Annotated in this window: 20 protein-coding genes and 1 other RNA gene; 15 read left to right on the forward strand and 6 right to left on the reverse strand. The window is 43.6% G+C overall.

The window, feature by feature from the left end:
- Positions 1 to 37 precede the first annotated feature (37 nt).
- Positions 38 to 1,105, reverse strand: a complete 1,068-nt coding sequence (locus AC3CID_RS04635) for a PLP-dependent cysteine synthase family protein (RefSeq protein WP_146457145.1) — start codon at positions 1,103 to 1,105, stop codon at positions 38 to 40.
- Between the two features lie 147 nt (positions 1,106 to 1,252).
- Between AC3CID_RS04635 and AC3CID_RS04640 the strand changes: the two genes are divergently transcribed.
- Positions 1,253 to 1,708, forward strand: a complete 456-nt coding sequence (locus tag AC3CID_RS04640) for an Lrp/AsnC family transcriptional regulator (protein WP_488527002.1) — start codon at positions 1,253 to 1,255, stop codon at positions 1,706 to 1,708.
- A gap of 72 nt (positions 1,709 to 1,780) precedes the next feature.
- Positions 1,781 to 2,446, forward strand: coding sequence for a hypothetical protein (locus tag AC3CID_RS04645; RefSeq protein ID WP_145563501.1), 666 nt, complete (start codon positions 1,781 to 1,783; stop codon positions 2,444 to 2,446).
- 158 nt (positions 2,447 to 2,604) lie between these two features.
- Here the strand turns inward: AC3CID_RS04645 and tesB are convergent, their stop codons facing one another.
- Positions 2,605 to 3,465 carry an acyl-CoA thioesterase II gene (gene tesB, locus AC3CID_RS04650; RefSeq protein ID WP_029224851.1) on the reverse strand — a complete coding sequence of 287 codons (861 nt, stop codon included), beginning with the start codon at positions 3,463 to 3,465 and terminating at the stop codon, positions 2,605 to 2,607.
- 168 nt (positions 3,466 to 3,633) lie between these two features.
- On the opposite strand from tesB, the gene AC3CID_RS04655 reads away from it, so the two are divergent.
- Positions 3,634 to 4,074 carry a YbaY family lipoprotein gene (locus tag AC3CID_RS04655; protein WP_488527003.1) on the forward strand — a complete coding sequence of 147 codons (441 nt, stop codon included), beginning with the start codon at positions 3,634 to 3,636 and terminating at the stop codon, positions 4,072 to 4,074.
- 68 nt (positions 4,075 to 4,142) lie between these two features.
- Here AC3CID_RS04655 and AC3CID_RS04660 read toward each other — a convergent pair whose 3' ends face one another.
- Positions 4,143 to 4,445, reverse strand: a complete 303-nt coding sequence (locus tag AC3CID_RS04660) for an MGMT family protein (protein WP_017073557.1) — start codon at positions 4,443 to 4,445, stop codon at positions 4,143 to 4,145.
- A gap of 51 nt (positions 4,446 to 4,496) precedes the next feature.
- Between AC3CID_RS04660 and AC3CID_RS04665 the strand changes: the two genes are divergently transcribed.
- Entirely contained in the window at positions 4,497 to 5,240 is a 744-nt protein-coding gene (locus AC3CID_RS04665) for a VP0952 family biofilm-associated protein (RefSeq protein ID WP_017073556.1), read from the forward strand.
- Positions 5,241 to 5,437: 197 nt separating this feature from the next.
- Positions 5,438 to 5,534, forward strand: an RNA gene (ffs, locus tag AC3CID_RS04670) — signal recognition particle sRNA small type.
- Positions 5,535 to 5,642: 108 nt separating this feature from the next.
- Here the strand turns inward: ffs and AC3CID_RS04675 are convergent.
- On the reverse strand, positions 5,643 to 6,707 hold the full coding sequence (locus AC3CID_RS04675; RefSeq protein WP_488527004.1) for a bifunctional transcriptional activator/DNA repair enzyme AdaA: 1,065 nt from the start codon (positions 6,705 to 6,707) through the stop codon (positions 5,643 to 5,645).
- Positions 6,708 to 6,923: 216 nt separating this feature from the next.
- On the opposite strand from AC3CID_RS04675, the gene AC3CID_RS04680 reads away from it, so the two are divergent.
- Complete coding sequence (locus AC3CID_RS04680; protein WP_237299598.1) at positions 6,924 to 7,847, forward strand: DMT family transporter; 924 nt, start codon at positions 6,924 to 6,926, stop codon at positions 7,845 to 7,847.
- Positions 7,848 to 7,898: 51 nt separating this feature from the next.
- Here AC3CID_RS04680 and AC3CID_RS04685 read toward each other — a convergent pair whose 3' ends face one another.
- On the reverse strand, positions 7,899 to 8,237 hold the full coding sequence (locus AC3CID_RS04685; RefSeq protein WP_488527005.1) for a hypothetical protein: 339 nt from the start codon (positions 8,235 to 8,237) through the stop codon (positions 7,899 to 7,901).
- Positions 8,238 to 8,475: 238 nt separating this feature from the next.
- On the opposite strand from AC3CID_RS04685, the gene AC3CID_RS04690 reads away from it, so the two are divergent.
- The 5 genes from AC3CID_RS04690 to AC3CID_RS04710 all read left to right on the forward strand — a co-directional run bounded on the left by AC3CID_RS04690 (position 8,476) and on the right by AC3CID_RS04710 (position 11,688).
- Positions 8,476 to 9,309, forward strand: a complete 834-nt coding sequence (locus tag AC3CID_RS04690) for an AraC family transcriptional regulator (RefSeq protein WP_029189447.1) — start codon at positions 8,476 to 8,478, stop codon at positions 9,307 to 9,309.
- Between the two features lie 107 nt (positions 9,310 to 9,416).
- On the forward strand, positions 9,417 to 10,151 hold the full coding sequence (locus AC3CID_RS04695) for an AzlC family ABC transporter permease (protein WP_488527006.1): 735 nt from the start codon (positions 9,417 to 9,419) through the stop codon (positions 10,149 to 10,151).
- Complete coding sequence (locus tag AC3CID_RS04700; RefSeq protein ID WP_016785726.1) at positions 10,148 to 10,477, forward strand: AzlD domain-containing protein; 330 nt, start codon at positions 10,148 to 10,150, stop codon at positions 10,475 to 10,477. The genes AC3CID_RS04695 and AC3CID_RS04700 overlap by 4 nt, the downstream gene beginning before the upstream one ends.
- 50 nt (positions 10,478 to 10,527) lie before the next feature.
- Complete coding sequence (locus AC3CID_RS04705) at positions 10,528 to 10,833, forward strand: NIPSNAP family protein (protein ID WP_114633149.1); 306 nt, start codon at positions 10,528 to 10,530, stop codon at positions 10,831 to 10,833.
- An 81-nt stretch (positions 10,834 to 10,914) separates the two neighbouring features.
- Positions 10,915 to 11,688, forward strand: coding sequence for a ribonuclease H family protein (locus tag AC3CID_RS04710; RefSeq protein WP_017073550.1), 774 nt, complete (start codon positions 10,915 to 10,917; stop codon positions 11,686 to 11,688).
- A 187-nt stretch (positions 11,689 to 11,875) separates the two neighbouring features.
- Here AC3CID_RS04710 and AC3CID_RS04715 read toward each other — a convergent pair whose 3' ends face one another.
- Positions 11,876 to 13,021 carry a glycosyltransferase gene (locus tag AC3CID_RS04715; protein WP_114633150.1) on the reverse strand — a complete coding sequence of 382 codons (1,146 nt, stop codon included), beginning with the start codon at positions 13,019 to 13,021 and terminating at the stop codon, positions 11,876 to 11,878.
- Between the two features lie 294 nt (positions 13,022 to 13,315).
- On the opposite strand from AC3CID_RS04715, the gene AC3CID_RS04720 reads away from it, so the two are divergent.
- The 4 genes from AC3CID_RS04720 (at position 13,316) to AC3CID_RS04735 (ending at position 16,897) form a co-directional block, all read left to right on the forward strand.
- On the forward strand, positions 13,316 to 14,242 hold the full coding sequence (locus tag AC3CID_RS04720; RefSeq protein ID WP_065205633.1) for a glycosyltransferase family 2 protein: 927 nt from the start codon (positions 13,316 to 13,318) through the stop codon (positions 14,240 to 14,242).
- A 16-nt stretch (positions 14,243 to 14,258) separates the two neighbouring features.
- Positions 14,259 to 15,695, forward strand: coding sequence for a lipopolysaccharide biosynthesis protein (locus AC3CID_RS04725; RefSeq protein WP_054546757.1), 1,437 nt, complete (start codon positions 14,259 to 14,261; stop codon positions 15,693 to 15,695).
- A 139-nt stretch (positions 15,696 to 15,834) separates the two neighbouring features.
- Complete coding sequence (locus AC3CID_RS04730) at positions 15,835 to 16,152, forward strand: hypothetical protein (RefSeq protein WP_017073547.1); 318 nt, start codon at positions 15,835 to 15,837, stop codon at positions 16,150 to 16,152.
- 130 nt (positions 16,153 to 16,282) lie between these two features.
- Positions 16,283 to 16,897, forward strand: a complete 615-nt coding sequence (locus AC3CID_RS04735; protein ID WP_488527007.1) for a LysE family translocator — start codon at positions 16,283 to 16,285, stop codon at positions 16,895 to 16,897.
- Positions 16,898 to 16,938: the final 41 nt, after the last annotated feature.

Genomic DNA, 16,938 nt, shown 5'->3' on the forward strand with positions numbered 1-16,938 from the left:
TTGTACATTGTCTTAGCTTTGAATGCTAACTTCGATCTTAAGCTAGCTCACCTGTTTGCGAGAAAGCTTCTAGCTTCGCTGCATAAGGTTGTAGGTCACCGATATTCAGATTTACCCACTCGTCGTTGAAGTAAGTGTCTAGGTAACGCTCACCACTGTCACATAGCAAAGTCACGATAGAACCTTTCTCTCCACGTGCTTTCATTTCACTGGCTAGTTGAAGCACACCGTACATATTGGTACCGGTTGATGCACCAACTTTTCGGCCAAGAATGTCAGATAACCAATGCGTAGTTGCAATACTTGCGGCATCTGGGATTTTACGCATTTCGTCAACCACACCGGGAATGAAGCTTGGCTCTGCTCGTGGGCGACCAATACCTTCAATCTTGCTGAATGTGTTGCCTTTGACATCCGCGTTGCCTGTCTTGAAAAATTCATGGAATACAGAATTCTCAGGGTCGACAACACAAAGTTTAGTTTCATGCTGTTGGTAGCGAATGAAACGACCAATGGTCGCTGATGTACCACCTGTACCTGGGCTCATTACCACCCAAGCTGGAACTGGGTGATCTTCCATCTGCATTTGATTGAAAATTGAGTTGGCAATGTTGTTGTTACCACGCCAGTCGGTTGCGCGCTCAGCGTAAGTAAATTGATCCATATAATGCCCATTCAACTCTTCAGCCAAACGACGAGACTCTGCGTAGATTTCGTCAGAACGCTCAACAAGGTGCGCTTGACCGCCGTAGAATTCAATCTGTTCAATTTTCTTTTTCGCTGTGCATTTTGGCATTACCGCAATAAACGGAAGGCCAAGCAGGCGAGCAAAGTACGCTTCAGACACCGCTGTACTGCCTGATGAAGATTCAATGATCGTGGTTTCTGGGCCAACCCAACCATTACAAATCGCATAGAGGAAAAGGGAACGCGCTAAACGATGCTTCAAAGAGCCTGTTGGGTGTGTACTTTCATCTTTAAGATAAATATCAATGCCTTCTACGCTAGGTAGATCGAGCTTGATCAGGTGCGTATCCGCTGAGCGTTGGTAATCGGCTTCAATTTTACGAATCGCGTTGTTAATCCATTGATGGTCAGTACACATAGGCGTTCTCCTGAGACTAAGTAGGAATTCTTTGTAATTGGTATGGTTATAATTTAGCGATATCCAAGGAGAAAAACTTTGCCATATTTCCTTTGTTTTGCTTAAATTGTAGAAAATTATTCTCTTTAAAACTGATTTGGTGAAAGTGTGATAGATGCCGTAGATAAAAAGATATTAAGGTTGTTACAAGAAGACAGCACGCTGTCGTTGAATGACATATCTGAAGCGGTCAACCTGACGACCACGCCTTGTTGGAAAAGACTTAAGCGGCTTGAAGAGAATGGAGTTATTGAGAAAAGAGTCGCGTTGTTGAACCCTGAAAAGCTCGATCTTTCCTTTACCTCGTTCGTATTGATTAAAACCAGTGATCATTCTCATGAGTGGTATGGTCGTTTTGTGAATACTGTGTCTGAATTTCCAGAAGTGATGGAGTTCTATCGTATGGCGGGCGAGTATGATTATATGATGAAGGTTCAGGTGAAAGACATGAAGTGCTTTGACGACTTTTACAAACGCTTAGTGAATAGCATTGATGGTATATCTAATGTGACGTCGACTTTTGCGATGGAACCACTGAAGTACACGACAGCATTGCCGCTTTAAGCTCAACCTAATCTTATGCTACCTCTCGTTTCAGTTTAGACATCGCCTTTGCGATAAAGAAAAGGATTATTCATGTTTGCAAAAGTATCTACCGCAATCCAGTTGGTATTAGCGGTCGCCATTTTTTTCTTGGGCTACACCATCTATTCATTTACCAATAAAGTCGGGGAGATCGTCGATACTTATCCGCAAGTTATTGAAGACTTATCGGGTCTTACCAAGGGACTAAAAGTGGAAGAGCTTTTGGCGTTTGCTGAGCATGTTAATGAACTGGCTCCTCAGGTGTTGGATACTGTAGAAGATGTCCGTAAAACCATCGATGAAGTTAATCAAACTGTTTCATCGGTCGATAGCAAAATTCCCGCTATCTTAGATGAAGTTAAGAGTGTTCGAACCGAAGTAGAGCAAGTAAGAACCGATGTTATTCCCCCAGCACTGACGGAATTAAAACGATACCGTGTCGATGTAATGCCGCCAATGCTCGCTGAAAGTAAATCTTATCGAGAGCAAACCATTCCAGTGATTGTCACTGAATCCGAAATGCTTAGAGCTGAAGTGCCTGATATTTTGGTACAAGCTAATTTGCTAGCCGATAAGAGTAGAGAGTTAGCTCAGGGAGCTGCAGAAGGTGCGGTGAAAGGGGTGGTGCTATCACCATTTAATTTACTGCGAGACGCTGGAGATGGAATTAAAATGCGAGTACAAAGTGAATTCGAGCCGACGTTAGAGGTTGAATAGACTTTACTGTTTTTGTGTGACGTTCTTTCGTCAGCGTTACTAAAAAGGGGCTAGGTATGATACCTAGCCCCTTTTGGGTTTGAACGTGCTTGTTCGCCGTTTCTAAAAATGTACGTCGCTTTTAAAAAATGCTCACAGTTATAAAAAGTGTTTGCTCGTTACTTGGTAAAGCGCATCACACCTTCTTGAACGGCTGTCGCGACTAGCTCACCTTTTTGGTTGTAAATCTCACCACGTACTAAGCCGCGAGTGTTGGCCGCGGTCGGGCTTTCAATCGCATATAGCAGCCATTCATCCATTTTGAATGGACGGTGGAACCAAATAGAGTGGTCAATCGTCGCAACTTGGAAGTTTGGCGTCATGATCGATACTTCATGAGGGTGAAGCGCTGTCACCAAGAAACCCCAATCAGACGCGTATGCCAACAAATATTGGTGAATAAGCTGGTTGTCTGGCAACGCACCATTTGCTCTTACCCACAGGTATTGTTTCGCTTCGGCTTTTTTAGGGTTTAGTGGATTAACGACCGTAACAGGGCGCATCTCAATCGGTTTTTCTCCACAGAAGGTTTTGCGTAGCTTCTCTGGTAAGAATTCAGCGATATGGCTCGCTAACTCGGTTTCTGATGCAAAGTTCTCTGGCCCTGGAATATCAGGCATTGCAATTTGGTGTTCAAAGCCTGGAGCATCGCCATGATAAGAAGCTGTGAGATAGAAAATAGGGCGGCCATTTTGAATTGCTTTAACACGACGAGTGCTAAAGCTGCGTCCATCTCTTAGGTTTTCAACATCGTAAATAATTGGCTTTTCAGGATCACCAGGGTACAGAAAGTAACTATGGAACGAGTGAACACTGCGGTCGTCTTGAACGGTATAGCGAGCCGCAGAAAGCGCTTGTCCCAATACCTGACCGCCATAAACCTGGGGAAGACCTAGGTTCTCACTTTGCCCTCGGAATAAACCTTCTTCCAGCTTTTCTAGCTGAAGTAAACTGAGTAATTCTTGTAAAGGTTGACTCATCGCCAGCATTCCTCTTCGTAAAATGGGTGTCAGATTAGTGTGCTAATCATTTAGCTTAGTCAAATATCTGTCAATAAATCATAGGGTTTCGAGACAGAATATGAAAGCTCTCTTATAATTAGGCCGTAGATTTGTCGATTCCGACAAACATGTTGAGAGAAATTGAATATGAAAAAGGCTCTAATTTTTATTACGTCTTTATTATCGTTTGGCCTATTGGTTGGTTGCCAAGCAACATCAGAAACGAATGCTTCTCAAGAAGCCGTTGCAGAGAATACCCAAGTGATTTCAGGTACAGTAAGCTATCGTGAACGAATTGCATTGCCAGAGAATGCAATGATTACCGTAACGCTAGAAGATATTTCACTTGCTGACGCACCATCAACGGTGATTGCGACTCAAGAATTCACAGCTGATGGTAAGCAAGTGCCTTTCGCATTCGAATTGAGCTACGACAACAACAAAATTCAAGCTAACCACCGTTACAATATGCGCGCAACGATTCATGTCGACGGTAAGTTACGTTTTACAACAGACACAATTAAGTCTGTAATTACTGATGTAGAAAACACGCAACAAGCAGACTTGCGCTTGGTTGGTGTTCGTTAACTAGGAATGGATGCCATATCAAGGCATCTTGATTAGCTTATTAACTAGTTATGTAATTGATGGCAGCTCTAGGGCTGCCATTTGTATATTCTGAGTTTTACCTTTCCTGCGTCACTCACTTCAACCCCTTCTTCGACCAGATGCTTCTTTTGGCGATCAAACGAATCACCCTTCAAAGAGATCTCACCTTTGCTGTTAATCACCCTATACCAAGGTAGTTTACTTCCTTCAGGCAAGTTGCCTAATGCTCTACCTACATGTCGTGCATAGCCCGGAAAACCTGAAAAACGTGCTATGTCTCCATAAGTTGTTACTTTCCCATATGGAATTTGGTGAATCACAGCAAAGATTTGGGGCAAAAATTGGTCCATACTAAAAGTTCCTAGTTCATTAATACCACGGATCGGTAGAAGGAGAGGGCTATGGTATTTTCAACGTTTCAGTTCTTGATAACCACATTATTAGCGGTTGTTTGCGCGAGAGCAATCAGTTTAAGTGAGGGAGACATCCCAGTACTTGCAATGGTTATTCCTGCTTTATGGATCTTACCGCAGGGAGGCATCGCAGGGTTAGCTTTGCTCGCATCCATGACTGCCTATGGTTTAACCCTGCCTTTACAACCCATCACGCTGTCTGTCAGTGCGTGGGTATTATTCCCACTGCTTATGGTGGTCTTTTCAAAACGCAGTAGTTTATCCGTCGTGATTATTTCTGGCTTGATTGTAGCAACTTTGCAAGTCGGGATTATGGTAACGCAGTCAGCAGGTAAGCTTGATGGCGCTCCCTGGATTACCACACTACAGACTTTGTCGATCATTGTGATTTGGTGGGCAGCGAATCACCTTAAACCAGCCAGCCGACACAGCTGGTGGTCATTAGGTTTGATTCTTCCATTGTGGATAGCCGACTTACCTTATGCAGCTTTGGTTGCCTTGTGTGTTACAGGCATTATGGCATCGATGGAAACACTGACGCGTTTGAAAACCTTCCGATGGAATAAGCTATTGTGTTGGACATTACCAACGGTCGGTTTTGCTGCTCTGGTGATTACCCCAAGCATTGAGGTTCCAAGCCCGGTATTTGTGGTTTGGTTGTGCCTGTTAGGCACGGCATGGATGACAGATTACATCCTTCGCACCGAAGATAACGAAGACATCGATATCTAGCACCACAGAAACTCAAGCCCTTAGAACGCAGGTAAATGGTGAATTTACCTGCGATTTTCTAGTGGTTTGAATAAAGGATAAGCACTTAGACAGCAATTGTTCAAAAATAGGGTCGAAGAGCTTGCAATGGTTGCTGCGATGCTTAATAATCCAATCACTCTTTGAGGCAAGCCTCTTAGAAAAAGAATCTATGGAGGCTCTGGTCCTCCCGCAACACTAACTTGTGAACTCGGTCAGGCCTGGAAGGGAGCAGCCGCAGCAGGCGACGTGTGTGCCGGGATGTGGCTGGGGCTTCCACCCATATAAAAAGCCGCTCTTAATGAGCGGCTTTTTGCTATCTGAAGCTTTTTAATTGTAGTTTTAAATAACGTCTTTAAATCTATTGATTAGCTACTTTAGCGCTTACTTGTCTTGTACTAGTCGCTCTTTATCTAATAACGCGCGTTTACGTTCCAATCCCCAACGGTATCCACCTAGCTCCCCATTACTTCTCAGAACGCGATGGCAAGGTATCAGTACGCCAATCCGGTTTTTACCACAAGCTGATGCTACCGCTCGAACGGCTTTTGGTTTGTCGATCTCATCGGCTACTTCACTGTAGCTCACAATATCGCCTTCTTTGATGCTCAATAAAAACTGCCATACCTTAATCTGAAATGCAGTTCCTCGAATATCCAGTGGCAAATCAGGTCTTGGGGCGCCTTGACTGATGTGCTGATCGAGTGCTTCTATCCAGAAATCCAACTCGGGCGTATCTAGTGACGCAGAAATTGTCAGTTCGGCTTTTGGGAACTCGCTACTCAATTGCTCTAATAGTGCTTGTTCATTGTCACCAAATTGCACGAAACAGACGCCTTTATCGGTCGCGGCCATCATCATGAAACCGAGTGAGGTTTGGCGGCATGCATAATTGATTGTTTCGCCAGCGCCTCCTGCTCGATAGGCTTTTGGTGCCATACCGATGTTGCGAGTTGCTTCTCCATAGACACGACTGATTGAGCCAAAACCAGAGGCGTAGATGGCGTCGGTTACGCCATCTCCTTGTTTTAGAGAGCTCTTAAAGTGACGCATTCGAACGGCATCTTGATACGCTTTAGGTGACACTCCGAATGCTTCCTTGAACAGCCTTTGTAATCGTGAGGGAGATAATTCCGCAATTTCACCTAAGCGAGAAAGTGTGAGTTTCTCATCAGCGTGCGCTTCAATGTGGCGTGCAACTTCTACCAATTTTGCCACTCGAGAGTTTCCCGGAAAAGGGTGGCAGCGTTTGCATGGCCTGAAGCCTGCCAACATCGCCATTTCAATGCTTTCAAAGAACCTCAAGTTCTCAGGTTTTGCAGGCCTCGCAGAACACGATGGCAAGCAATAAACACCCGTAGTGATAACACCATAGAAAAATTGCCCGTCGAAAGACTTGTCTCTGACGGCTATCGCTTTTCTCATTTCGAGTTCTGGTGGCATTGGCATGGCTTAATCTCTACTTAATTACTGGTCTATCATTATCTAACCGCATGTTCGGTGATGGTTCCATCCGTTTCTTGCTGACTAATTTTATTATAAGCACTTGAGGTTCAATCGCTCTTGGATTGAACAATATAGATATAACGCAAAAATCGGATGTTTTGTATTTCTGTGGGTCGCTAAGATTGATCACATACCAATTATTCAAGAGTGAACTGAACCATGACATCGACTATTAATATCTCAATGAATGCCCGCGTGTGGGCAATGCTGATTGTTCTTTCCATGCTATGGGGAGGATCGTTCTTCTTCGTTGGTGTTGTGGTTACTGATCTTCCTCCGTTAACCATAGTCGCGCTTAGAGTGGGAATTGCTGCCATCACTTTGTGGATTATTGCTTTGATGATAGGGCTTCGCCCGCCTAAAGAGTTGCGTGTTTGGGGGGCCTTTTTAGGAATGGGTTTACTTAATAATATCGTCCCGTTCGCGCTTATCGTATGGGGGCAAACTCAAATCGCGTCTGGGCTAGCGTCGATCCTAAACGCAGCGACACCGATCTTCGCGGTTGTGGTGGCAGGAATACTATTACCTGATGAGCGTGTAACACCGCTAAAACTCGTGGGTGTCGGCATTGGTTTTGTTGGTGTGGTTGTGATGATAGGGTTGCCTGCTCTGAGCGGAGGTGGCAGTTTTATTGCTCAGTTGGCAATCATCGCGGCTGCTTTGTCATACGCTTTTGCAGGCGTGTACGGTCGTCGATTCAAAGCTATGAAGATCAATCCGATTATCACAGCGGCAGGGCAAGTAACAGCATCAACGATTGTTTTAACCCCTGTTGCGTTAATGGTGGATGGCCCACTTGGTGTTGTAGCAATGAGTGGAGATACATGGGCGGCTATCGCTGGGCTTGCAGTTTTATCGACAGCGGTCGCTTATGTTCTGTACTTTAAAATTCTAGAACTGGCAGGGGCGACCAATGTTTTACTCGTTACCTTGTTAGTGCCTGTTTCCGCCATCTTGCTTGGTTCTCTGTTCCTCAATGAGTCGTTAGAAGTTATTCACTTTGTTGGCATGTTGTTGATCGCTATTGGCTTGTCGGCCATCGATGGAAGATTGTGGCGCCGTATTAAACTGGCAAAGGTTTGAGTGGTATATCGCCCCCAATCTTCATCACAAAGCCGTTTTTAGTAAACGGCGTTAATTCGCAGGCAACACAACAGCAGACGCTTCTTCGTCTGAATCTTCTTTGTCTTCTACTTGGTCAGCAACCCAATCAATTGTCTTTGTTAAGTAGAGCTTGTTGGTTTCTATATCACACCAACTTTTTGACAGCCCTCGGCGATTAAACTCACTGCCAATCGCTGCGAGTGTTTGGTTGCTTGAGCGCCCGTAATACAAGGTGTCGCACAGTTGCAGGTTCGACATCGATTGAGGATACGTATTGACTGACGAGGCGTTCATACTTAAAGCTTTGGATTGATTGTGTGTGCACCCAGTTAGGCTCAGGAAAAAGAAAAGGATTAGCGTATTTTTCATGGTGTATCAGGTCTGTTGCCGATGATTAGAAGAGAGTATTGCCATGATTGCCACACTAATTTGTCAATTTCTCGCCAACTAGTTATAGACCAAGACTTTCCTCCCAGTTAGAAAGCGTTATTAAGCCTACGACCAAAAACGGTATTAACGACCAAATGCGCAATTTTGTACAAAAGTTGTGAGAGCCTATAGAGTAGACTGATAAGTCGCTCGATAATTAAAAGGCTTGGGGATGGTTATGGATAACAAAAAGCGTTCTAAAGAGAAAGCCGAATACAAGATCACAGAAGAACTCGGTGGCCTTGAAATCCTCAATGCAGAATATGAAAAGCAAAACTTCTCACGTCACAGCCATGAAGGTTACACTCTCGGTGTGATTGAGCAGGGTGCTCAGCGCTTCTATCGAACGGGAGGGCATCATGTCGCGCCTCAAGATGCCATCATTCTGGTTAACGCTGATGAAGTTCATAGCGGTCATTCTGCTACCGAAGGTGGTTGGGCGTATCGTGCAATGTATCCACTGCCAGAACAACTTGCCAAAATCACGCAGGAACTCAATCTGCCGAATTACGGGGCTCCTTACTTCCCTAGAGCGGTGGTTGAAGATCCTGAACTCGCCAATCAACTCAGATTAGTTTTCAACACGATTGATGAATCAGATAATCGCCTGCTAAGAGAAACCTTAATGTACGGGATGTTGGTTAAACTGATTAGCCGACATGGTAAATCGAGCCTTAAACCTCAATTAGATGGAAAAACTCAACGGCAACTTATTCTAGTGAAAGAGTTTTTAGACGATTTTCCACAAGCGGATGTGTCATTGGAAGAATTGTCGAAGCTTGCGGCTTTAAGCCCATTTCACTTGGTGCGCTCCTTTCAAAAAGAATTTGGTCTTCCGCCACATGCATATCAAATTCAATCCCGACTCAGGCTTTCGCGTAAGTTGCTAAAGCAAGGGCATTCGATCTCGGACACTGCTCAAGAGTGTGGCTTTCACGATCAAAGCCATTTTCATCGACATTTTAAGAAAGCCAACGGTTACACCCCAGGTCAGTATATTAAGATGCGTTGATTTGATCGCTTTTAACTTTGTGCTTTGGCGATAAAGCAAATTTGTACAATCGAATAAGTGAGTGCTCTTTTACAGTGGAAAACCAATGTAACGAGAACTAGGAAAATATGGATAACAACACAATGGATAAACGTACGCAGTTTTGGAAAGGCGTTATGGCAGCGATGCCGTTAAGTATTGCCGTCATACCGTGGGGCATATTAGCGGGCTCGTATGCGATAGATGCTGGACTGAATCAGCTTCAAGCTCAGGCTATGTCTGCCATTTTATTTGCGGGTTCAGCTCAGCTGGTGGCTGCGGGTATGTTTAAAGCGGGCATTGGTTTAGGGACTATGTTGTTAACCACGCTGTTTATTACGTCAAGACACTTTCTTTATAGTGTCTCTATGCGTGACAAAATTAGTCATCTGCCAGCTCGTTGGCGTTTATTGCTTGGTTTTTGGCTCACTGATGAGCTGTTCGCGATTTGCAGTGGGCAATCCCAACAAGAGTTTAATCGTTGGTATGCCGCAGGCGTGGGCGGCGGATTTTACCTCGTTTGGAATATTGCGAGCTTTGTCGGCATTGTCGCAGGTAGTCAAATTCCATCACTTAACGAGATTGGCCTCGATTTTGCGGTCGCCGCGACTTTCATTGCTTTGGTTTTTCCTTTGATTCGAACACTGCCAACGGTGGTGTGTGTTGTGGTGTCATTGGTGATCTCTGTGGCAATGGCGGTCAATCAGGTTGAAGGAGGGCTGATGATTGCTGCGATTTCAGGTATGTTGGCGGGCTTCATTAGTGAATCATTTGTTGAACGTAACAATGGTCAGAAACAAGCCAATGAAGGAGAGTCTGCATGATTTGGTTATCGATCGTACTCATGACAGCGATTGTTTTTTTCAGTCGATATGTGTTTCTAGAACCTACAATTCCTCTTCGACTTAATAGCACGGCAAGGCGCCTACTGCGATATTCAAGCCCCGCTGTATTAACGGCTATTTGGGGACCGATTGTATTCGCTCCTGAGCAATCATTCTGGCCAAGCCTCGAGAATCCATATTTGATCGGTGCTCTTGTGACTGGGTTGTTGATATGGAAAACAGGCAATGTGCTGTTAACGATTGGAGTCAGTATGGCCGTGTTTTTGTTCTATAACCTAGTCGCGGTGGATTACCTTTTCTCTTGAGCTTCTACTTAGGTTTTATGTTTCTCCCATGATTTAAGGGCTGTATAGATATGATTACTTGTTATGTTCGATATGTGATTGATCCTAAGAAAACAAAGGAGTTCGAAACCTACGCTAAAATGTGGATTCCTTTGGTCGCTAAATTTGGTGGCCAACACAATGGTTATTTCTTGCCGTCGGAAGGGGCGAGCAATATTGCTTTGGCATTGTTTTCCTTTGAAAGCTTGGCTGCCTATGAAGAGTATCGGATTAAATCGCTGAGCGATGCTGAGTGTATTAAAGCGTTTGAATTTGCAGATGAAGTTGATTGCATCGTGAGTTATGAGCGAAGCTTTTTTAGACCTATTTTTGACTGATTGACCTTGCAACGTATGACATGGTGGCATCTAATGTACCGATTCACTGTTTGTGTTTTAAGGTTCTGGTAAGGAGTTAGTTTGGCTAAGAAATATTATGTGGTTTGGAAAGGTCGTACACCGGGTATTTTTACCACTTGGAATGAGTGTAAATCGCAAGTTGATGGCTTTGCTGGTGCGAGATACAAATCGTTTCCTACATTAGGTGAGGCTGAATCTGCTTTCGGTGGTAAAACGTCGTCTGCGTCAGGTTCTTCGGCTACAAAGCCAAGCTCTGCGGGTAAGGCGACTAAAGCGAAGGTTCCGCCTCTCTCTCAACAACAAATCACTGATATGCCTTTTGATATCAAGATCTTTACTGATGGCGGTTGTGAGCCAAACCCAGGTGAAGCCGGTACAGGCTTAGCGGTGTACCTGAACAACGATTTAACTGAGTTGTGGTATGGTCTTTATCAGCCAATGGGTACTAACAATACCGCCGAGCTACAAGGTTTGAAGCAAGCATTTATAATTGCAAAAGAGAAACTGCAAGCTGGCTTGTCTGTTGCGATTTATAGTGACTCAAAATACTCGATTGACTGTATTACTAAGTGGGCAACGGGCTGGGAGAAAAAAGGTTGGACGAAGTCGGGTGGTGAAATCAAAAACCTCGATATCATCAAGCCAGCTTATGCGATGTACCAAGAGCTCGCTTCTCAAATCACTATCCACCATGTTAACGGTCATGTTGGTATTGAAGGTAATGAACTTGCAGACCGAATGTCTATCGTTGCGATTGCTTCTAAAGAACAAGATCTGAATCGATATACAGAGACAGACGATCTTACTGAGATATTAGCGTTGCGAGCGGGTTAAGAAAGCTCGGCGAGCTGTTTTTTAATCACGGAAGCAAGTCTAGCCCTGCGTAGGGCTAGTTTTATCCAAACTAATACCATATTAAGCGTTACAGTGCGCATCAATGTAACGCTATGGTTTGTGTCTTTCTCTTCTAATTTTTAGTTTCTAATTCATTTCACATCTATCTGCGTGTTTTTAGATAGTCTTAAACTGGGTTTTCTATCCAATGAGACAGTTGTTGAGCTTGTTTAAGAGAGTTAAATCGCTTCTCTACTCTGGTTCTTGCCATCATTCCCATTTCTGTTTTGTCCTCGCTACTTAATTGCGCAAAACGCTCAATGCTTTCTCTTAACTCTTCGACGTTTTTTTCATTCACTAAAAATCCGGTATCAGGTGTGACAATTTCCTTACAGCCCATAATGTTGGTTGTAATCACGGGTGTCCCGACTGCCATGGCTTCTTTTAGTACTAACGGTCCAGTATCGACACAACCTGTTTCTGAAAAGCAGAAAGGAGCGACTAAACAATCGTAGCTCGGTAAGTGCTCTTTTACCCACCCATGAGGCTTTGAACCAAGAAAGCTGACATTTCGAATTAGCCCTTGTTGTTCGACTTGCGCTTTTAACTGGGACTCTAGATCTCCAGTACCGACGATATCGAGATGAATGTCGAGAGGCTCGGCTATGGGTGCCAAGGCATCAATGAGAAAGTGGATACCTTTTTGTTCAACTAATCTTCCAAGGAAAACAAAGCGAAGCTGCTTGGTTTCGGTCTTTGGGTGTAGTTGAAATTGCTTGGTATTTACACCGCAATGCAGGAGCTTAATATTACCTTTTGCCATGTGATTAAAGTCGGTGAGCATGTCTTTACAGACCGCGACCACAAAATCGCTCGATGTAATCTTATGTTCAATATCGTAAGCGAATTCGTAAACATCATGGCCATGGGCGACAAACGAGCAAGTGATGTTGAGAAGCTTAGCGGCGACAATAGCGTGGGCAGTGGTGTGTTGGCAGAAGTGAGCATGGACATGGTTAACGTCTTTTTCTGCGAGTTGTAACGCCAACTTAAATCCATAAGCGAAAAGTGACTTCTTCGGCATGCTAGTTTGCTTAGATACAAACGAAAGCGCTTTGACAAAACCCACCCAGTTGATGCTAGTTATCTTGCCCGCCCGAACATCCTTGCCAATTTTCACAATGTCATAGTCGAAATCTTTTTCACTTTCTTCTACTTCGAATGCCATTACGCATACCTGATGCCCACACGCTTTCACGGAGTCGACTTCTGTCTGAATGAATGTCTCGCTCAGTACAGGGTAGGTAGGCGCTACAAATGCTACTTTTTTCATTTTTATGCTCCTTTTACTGGCCACTAAAATGGATTAAGCAAGATACGAACCAAGATGAAAGGGTGTTTTTTCGGCGCTTTTTAATGGTTTTCTTGTGGTTATCGTTAGGTTGCTACTGGTTTTCTCAAAATGGCATTCAAATTGGAAATTTGAGTATTTCTGCAGACTGCGCTTGGTCGTCATTTTGCGAACAAGCACGTAGGCTGCTGATATAAAGCCAGTTTAATAGTGAGGAATGCTCGGCACAGGATATGCAGAAGTAGCTGTACAACGTATAAATTTGAGAGCGTCACTATGGCTAAAGTTAGTATTGTTATTCCTACTTATAATTGTTTGGACTATCTTCCGAAGGCAATCGGCAGCGTACTCAAACAGACTCATCAAGATATCGAATTAATCATTATTGACGATAACAGCAATGATGGAACGTCAACTTATCTCGCATCCATACACGACGAACGTATAGTTAAAATAGCGACTCTGGGTGTAGGTGCACCTCAAGCCAGAAACCTAGGGATTGAAAGGGCGACTGGTGAATTCATCGCTTTTTTAGATGCTGACGATTTCTGGTATCCAGAGAAAATCGAGCGACAGATCGAGTTCCATCAACGAAACCCTGAGTTGGCGATGAGTTTTACCAATTACGAACATCTCACTGAAGACTACCAAGTGATTATCGACTGCTTTAGCTATTGGTCACAGTTCCAAGAGAAAGATGAGTTGTTCTTCAATATTGAAAAGCCACTAGAGTTCATTATTGAAAACAACGTGATTGGTACATCGACAGTGATGGTTAGAGCTGATGTGTTCTCTCAAACAGACAGTTTTAATGCTGATATAAAGTATGGGGAAGATTGGGAGTTATGGCTTCGACTCAGTGAGAATCATCAGATTGGTGTGCTGAATTCAGTGCAGGTTGGTTATTTAATGAGGTCGAGTTCTGTCACTCAAACTGAAAGCTTCAAATTGAGGAATTTGCAGTCTATAGAGACTATTCTTCAGCGTTACCAAAATGGCAGTGAACGTTGGAACCTGCCTTCTTCTAGCTTTAAAATCGCAAAGGCGAGAATACTAGAAGGCTACGCTGATTATTATCGAAGTCTACACCACAACAAACAGGCGGTTGCTTATAGCTTTCGATCTTTGGTTATGGCCCCTCAAAAGCGAACGTTACGACACCTAATCGGTGACTGTAAGAGTTTCCTAACACCCGCATGGTAAGGAACAGGTGATTGCTATGGGGTCTTTAAAACAGTCAGCCTATTACGCCATTGGTATTGTGATGATGAAAGGAATATCACTAGTGATGATTCCTTACATTACTCACAAAATGACGCTAGCAGAATACGGTTCTCTAGAAGCGATTGTTTTGTTAGCCGATATTGGAACGATATTGTTTAGCTTTGGTATCGTTGAGGCAATGTACCGTTATGTGGGCGTGGCTGATGGCGATGAAAAACGGGAACTCATCTCGAACTGTTTTACGTTAAGTGTTTTGGTGTGTGTACTAGGAGGGCTATTAATTGCGCTCAGTATGCCGTTGTTACTCTTAATGTTGCCCGTCGAATTTCAACCCTACCAAATTTTACTACTGCTTATTCCTACGATGCTTGATGGGGCAATCTCTATTCCTCTTACCCTAATGCGAATGAACGCGATGGCGAAGCGATTCTGCCTGCTTAATGTATTGAAAGCGGGTGTTCAAGCCTTCATGACTTTTGCGTTGCTTGAGGCCGGATATGGTATAGATGGTGTGTTGATTTCGGCTGCAGTCTCTAGTGTGCTGCTAATGATCTGTTTAGTCCGCTATCAATGGCAAGAGATGGGAACATTTGGTTGTTTTAAATACTCCACTAAGATCTTGAAGTTTGGGTTACCCGCTTTGGTCGGGGGGGCATCAATGTACATGATCACGGGTTTAGATCGTTGGGTCATGGCAAGTTTCGTTGGAGTCGAAGAGCTGGCGATTTATGCAGTCAGTGGTAAATTTGCGTTGATTCTTGGATTGTTATTACAACCCTATGCACTTTGGTGGTTCCCAAACCGTGTCGCCATTCTTCAACAAACAGGCGGCAGTAAACATTGTGCTGATAAAGCCTTAGTCGGCGTTAATTTTGCCATCGTATTGGGTGCTTTGATGATTCTAACTGTTCCAGGTTTTATCGCTCTAATTTTGCCTAGTAGCTATCAATATGCGGGTACGATTGTTGTCGCATTACTTGCCATTAGTGTTATCAAGAACGCAGGTGACTATTTGAATCTTGGCTGTTTCAGTGGAAACTCAAGTCAATCACAAATGTGGATTCAAGGCGGATGCGCGATCTTAGCCGCTATTGGTTATGTCACCGTAACGCCCATTTATGGCGTGTGGGGTGTTATTGTTGTTCTCTGTGGCACTTACATATTGCGATTACTACTTTTATATTTCGTTAGTCAAACAATGGAGCCGTTACCTTATCAGCACAGTAAGTGGATTGTAGCGCTCAGTATTGCGGTAGTTGCGGTCACTTGTGATCGATTGCTCGGGTTGGTGCTCGTTGATGTTCATGACTTTATTTTAGGAAGCTTTATGGCAGTGATGACGCTTGTGGCCTTTATAAAATATTCGGTCATCATGATCCCTCAGGCGGTACTTGATAGGTTCACGTCAAACAAACATTCACAAGTAAGTTGATATTACCTCCTATTCAGAACTCGAATGTTTCTAAGTCAGTGAATCAAAAGTCTTAGAAGTTTTAAATAAAACACTGTTCATAATGTTTATGATTAGATAGTATTTATAAGTTTGATGAATATTAACTATGGAAAGAATTATGAATAAGTGGATTGTACTTTCAGCTCTGTTTTCGACCTTCTCTTACGGTGCTTTAGACCTTTCTAACTCTGATTTATCAGCGGGAGGCTTTGATGTACCAGAAGCCATCTCGTTGGAACGACAAAACATCGTATGTGAAAGTGTTGTTTGTAATTCTGTCTCTGAACCTAAATCTGTTCCGGTTGTTGGCGACATACCTGAACGCGAGCCGAATCAAACGTTAGAAACTCTCGCGAGTGCGATTTATATCGTCGGTGAGATTGGGGTTGCGGAAAACCTGTCGACTCCAGAATACGAGCAATTCTTCGAAAACTAATTCAAGGGGTGTGGCAGAGTATTGGCACAGCTTTCAAGTGTTACTATAAAAGATTTCAAATGCTGTTATAAAAGGTAATATTGCGTTAAACGATTCAATAACCTTGGCATATTGTAACTAGGAAGTCTCAATGGAAATATGGAAGTTACTGCTGTTTATCCCGGCCTGTTTTGCGCTCAACATGACGCCGGGCCCAAATAATCTATTGTCGATGAACAACGCTCGCTGTTATGGAATTCAAGCTGCTTTAGTTGCTGGGTTAGGAAGAATCCTCGCTTTTTCTGGCATGATTGCTTTGGCTGCATCCGGCTTGGCTGTCGTGCTTTATACCTCTGAAACTTTGTTTTTCCTTATCAAGCTATTTGGCGCGATGTATCTATTGTGGATTGCGTTTAACTTATGGCGCTCACAAGCCAGCCCTATTGTTGGAATTGATCGTAACAAAAATTGGTTCGGCCTAGTCAAACAAGAGTTCACACTCGCAGCTGGCAACCCTAAAGCCATTCTTATCTTCACCGCATTCCTACCTCAATTCGTTGATGTTTCAGCGAACGTTAACACTCAGTTTTTTATCTTGGGAAGCACGTTCCTTGTGTTAGAAATGCTCGCTATTTCTATCTATGCTGCTTTTGGTTTATATCTACGAAATTGGTTCTCACAGCCTAAAATGGCCAAGCGCTTCAATAAAGCATGTTCTGTGTTTCTTGCCTTATCTGGTGCGAATTTGTTATTGAGCCGTCAGTAGCTCTCATTTTGCTTGTTTAGTTTATCGTTAATCTATTAAGG

The sequence above is a fragment of the Vibrio sp. QJM3NY_21 genome (genome assembly GCF_057785975.1).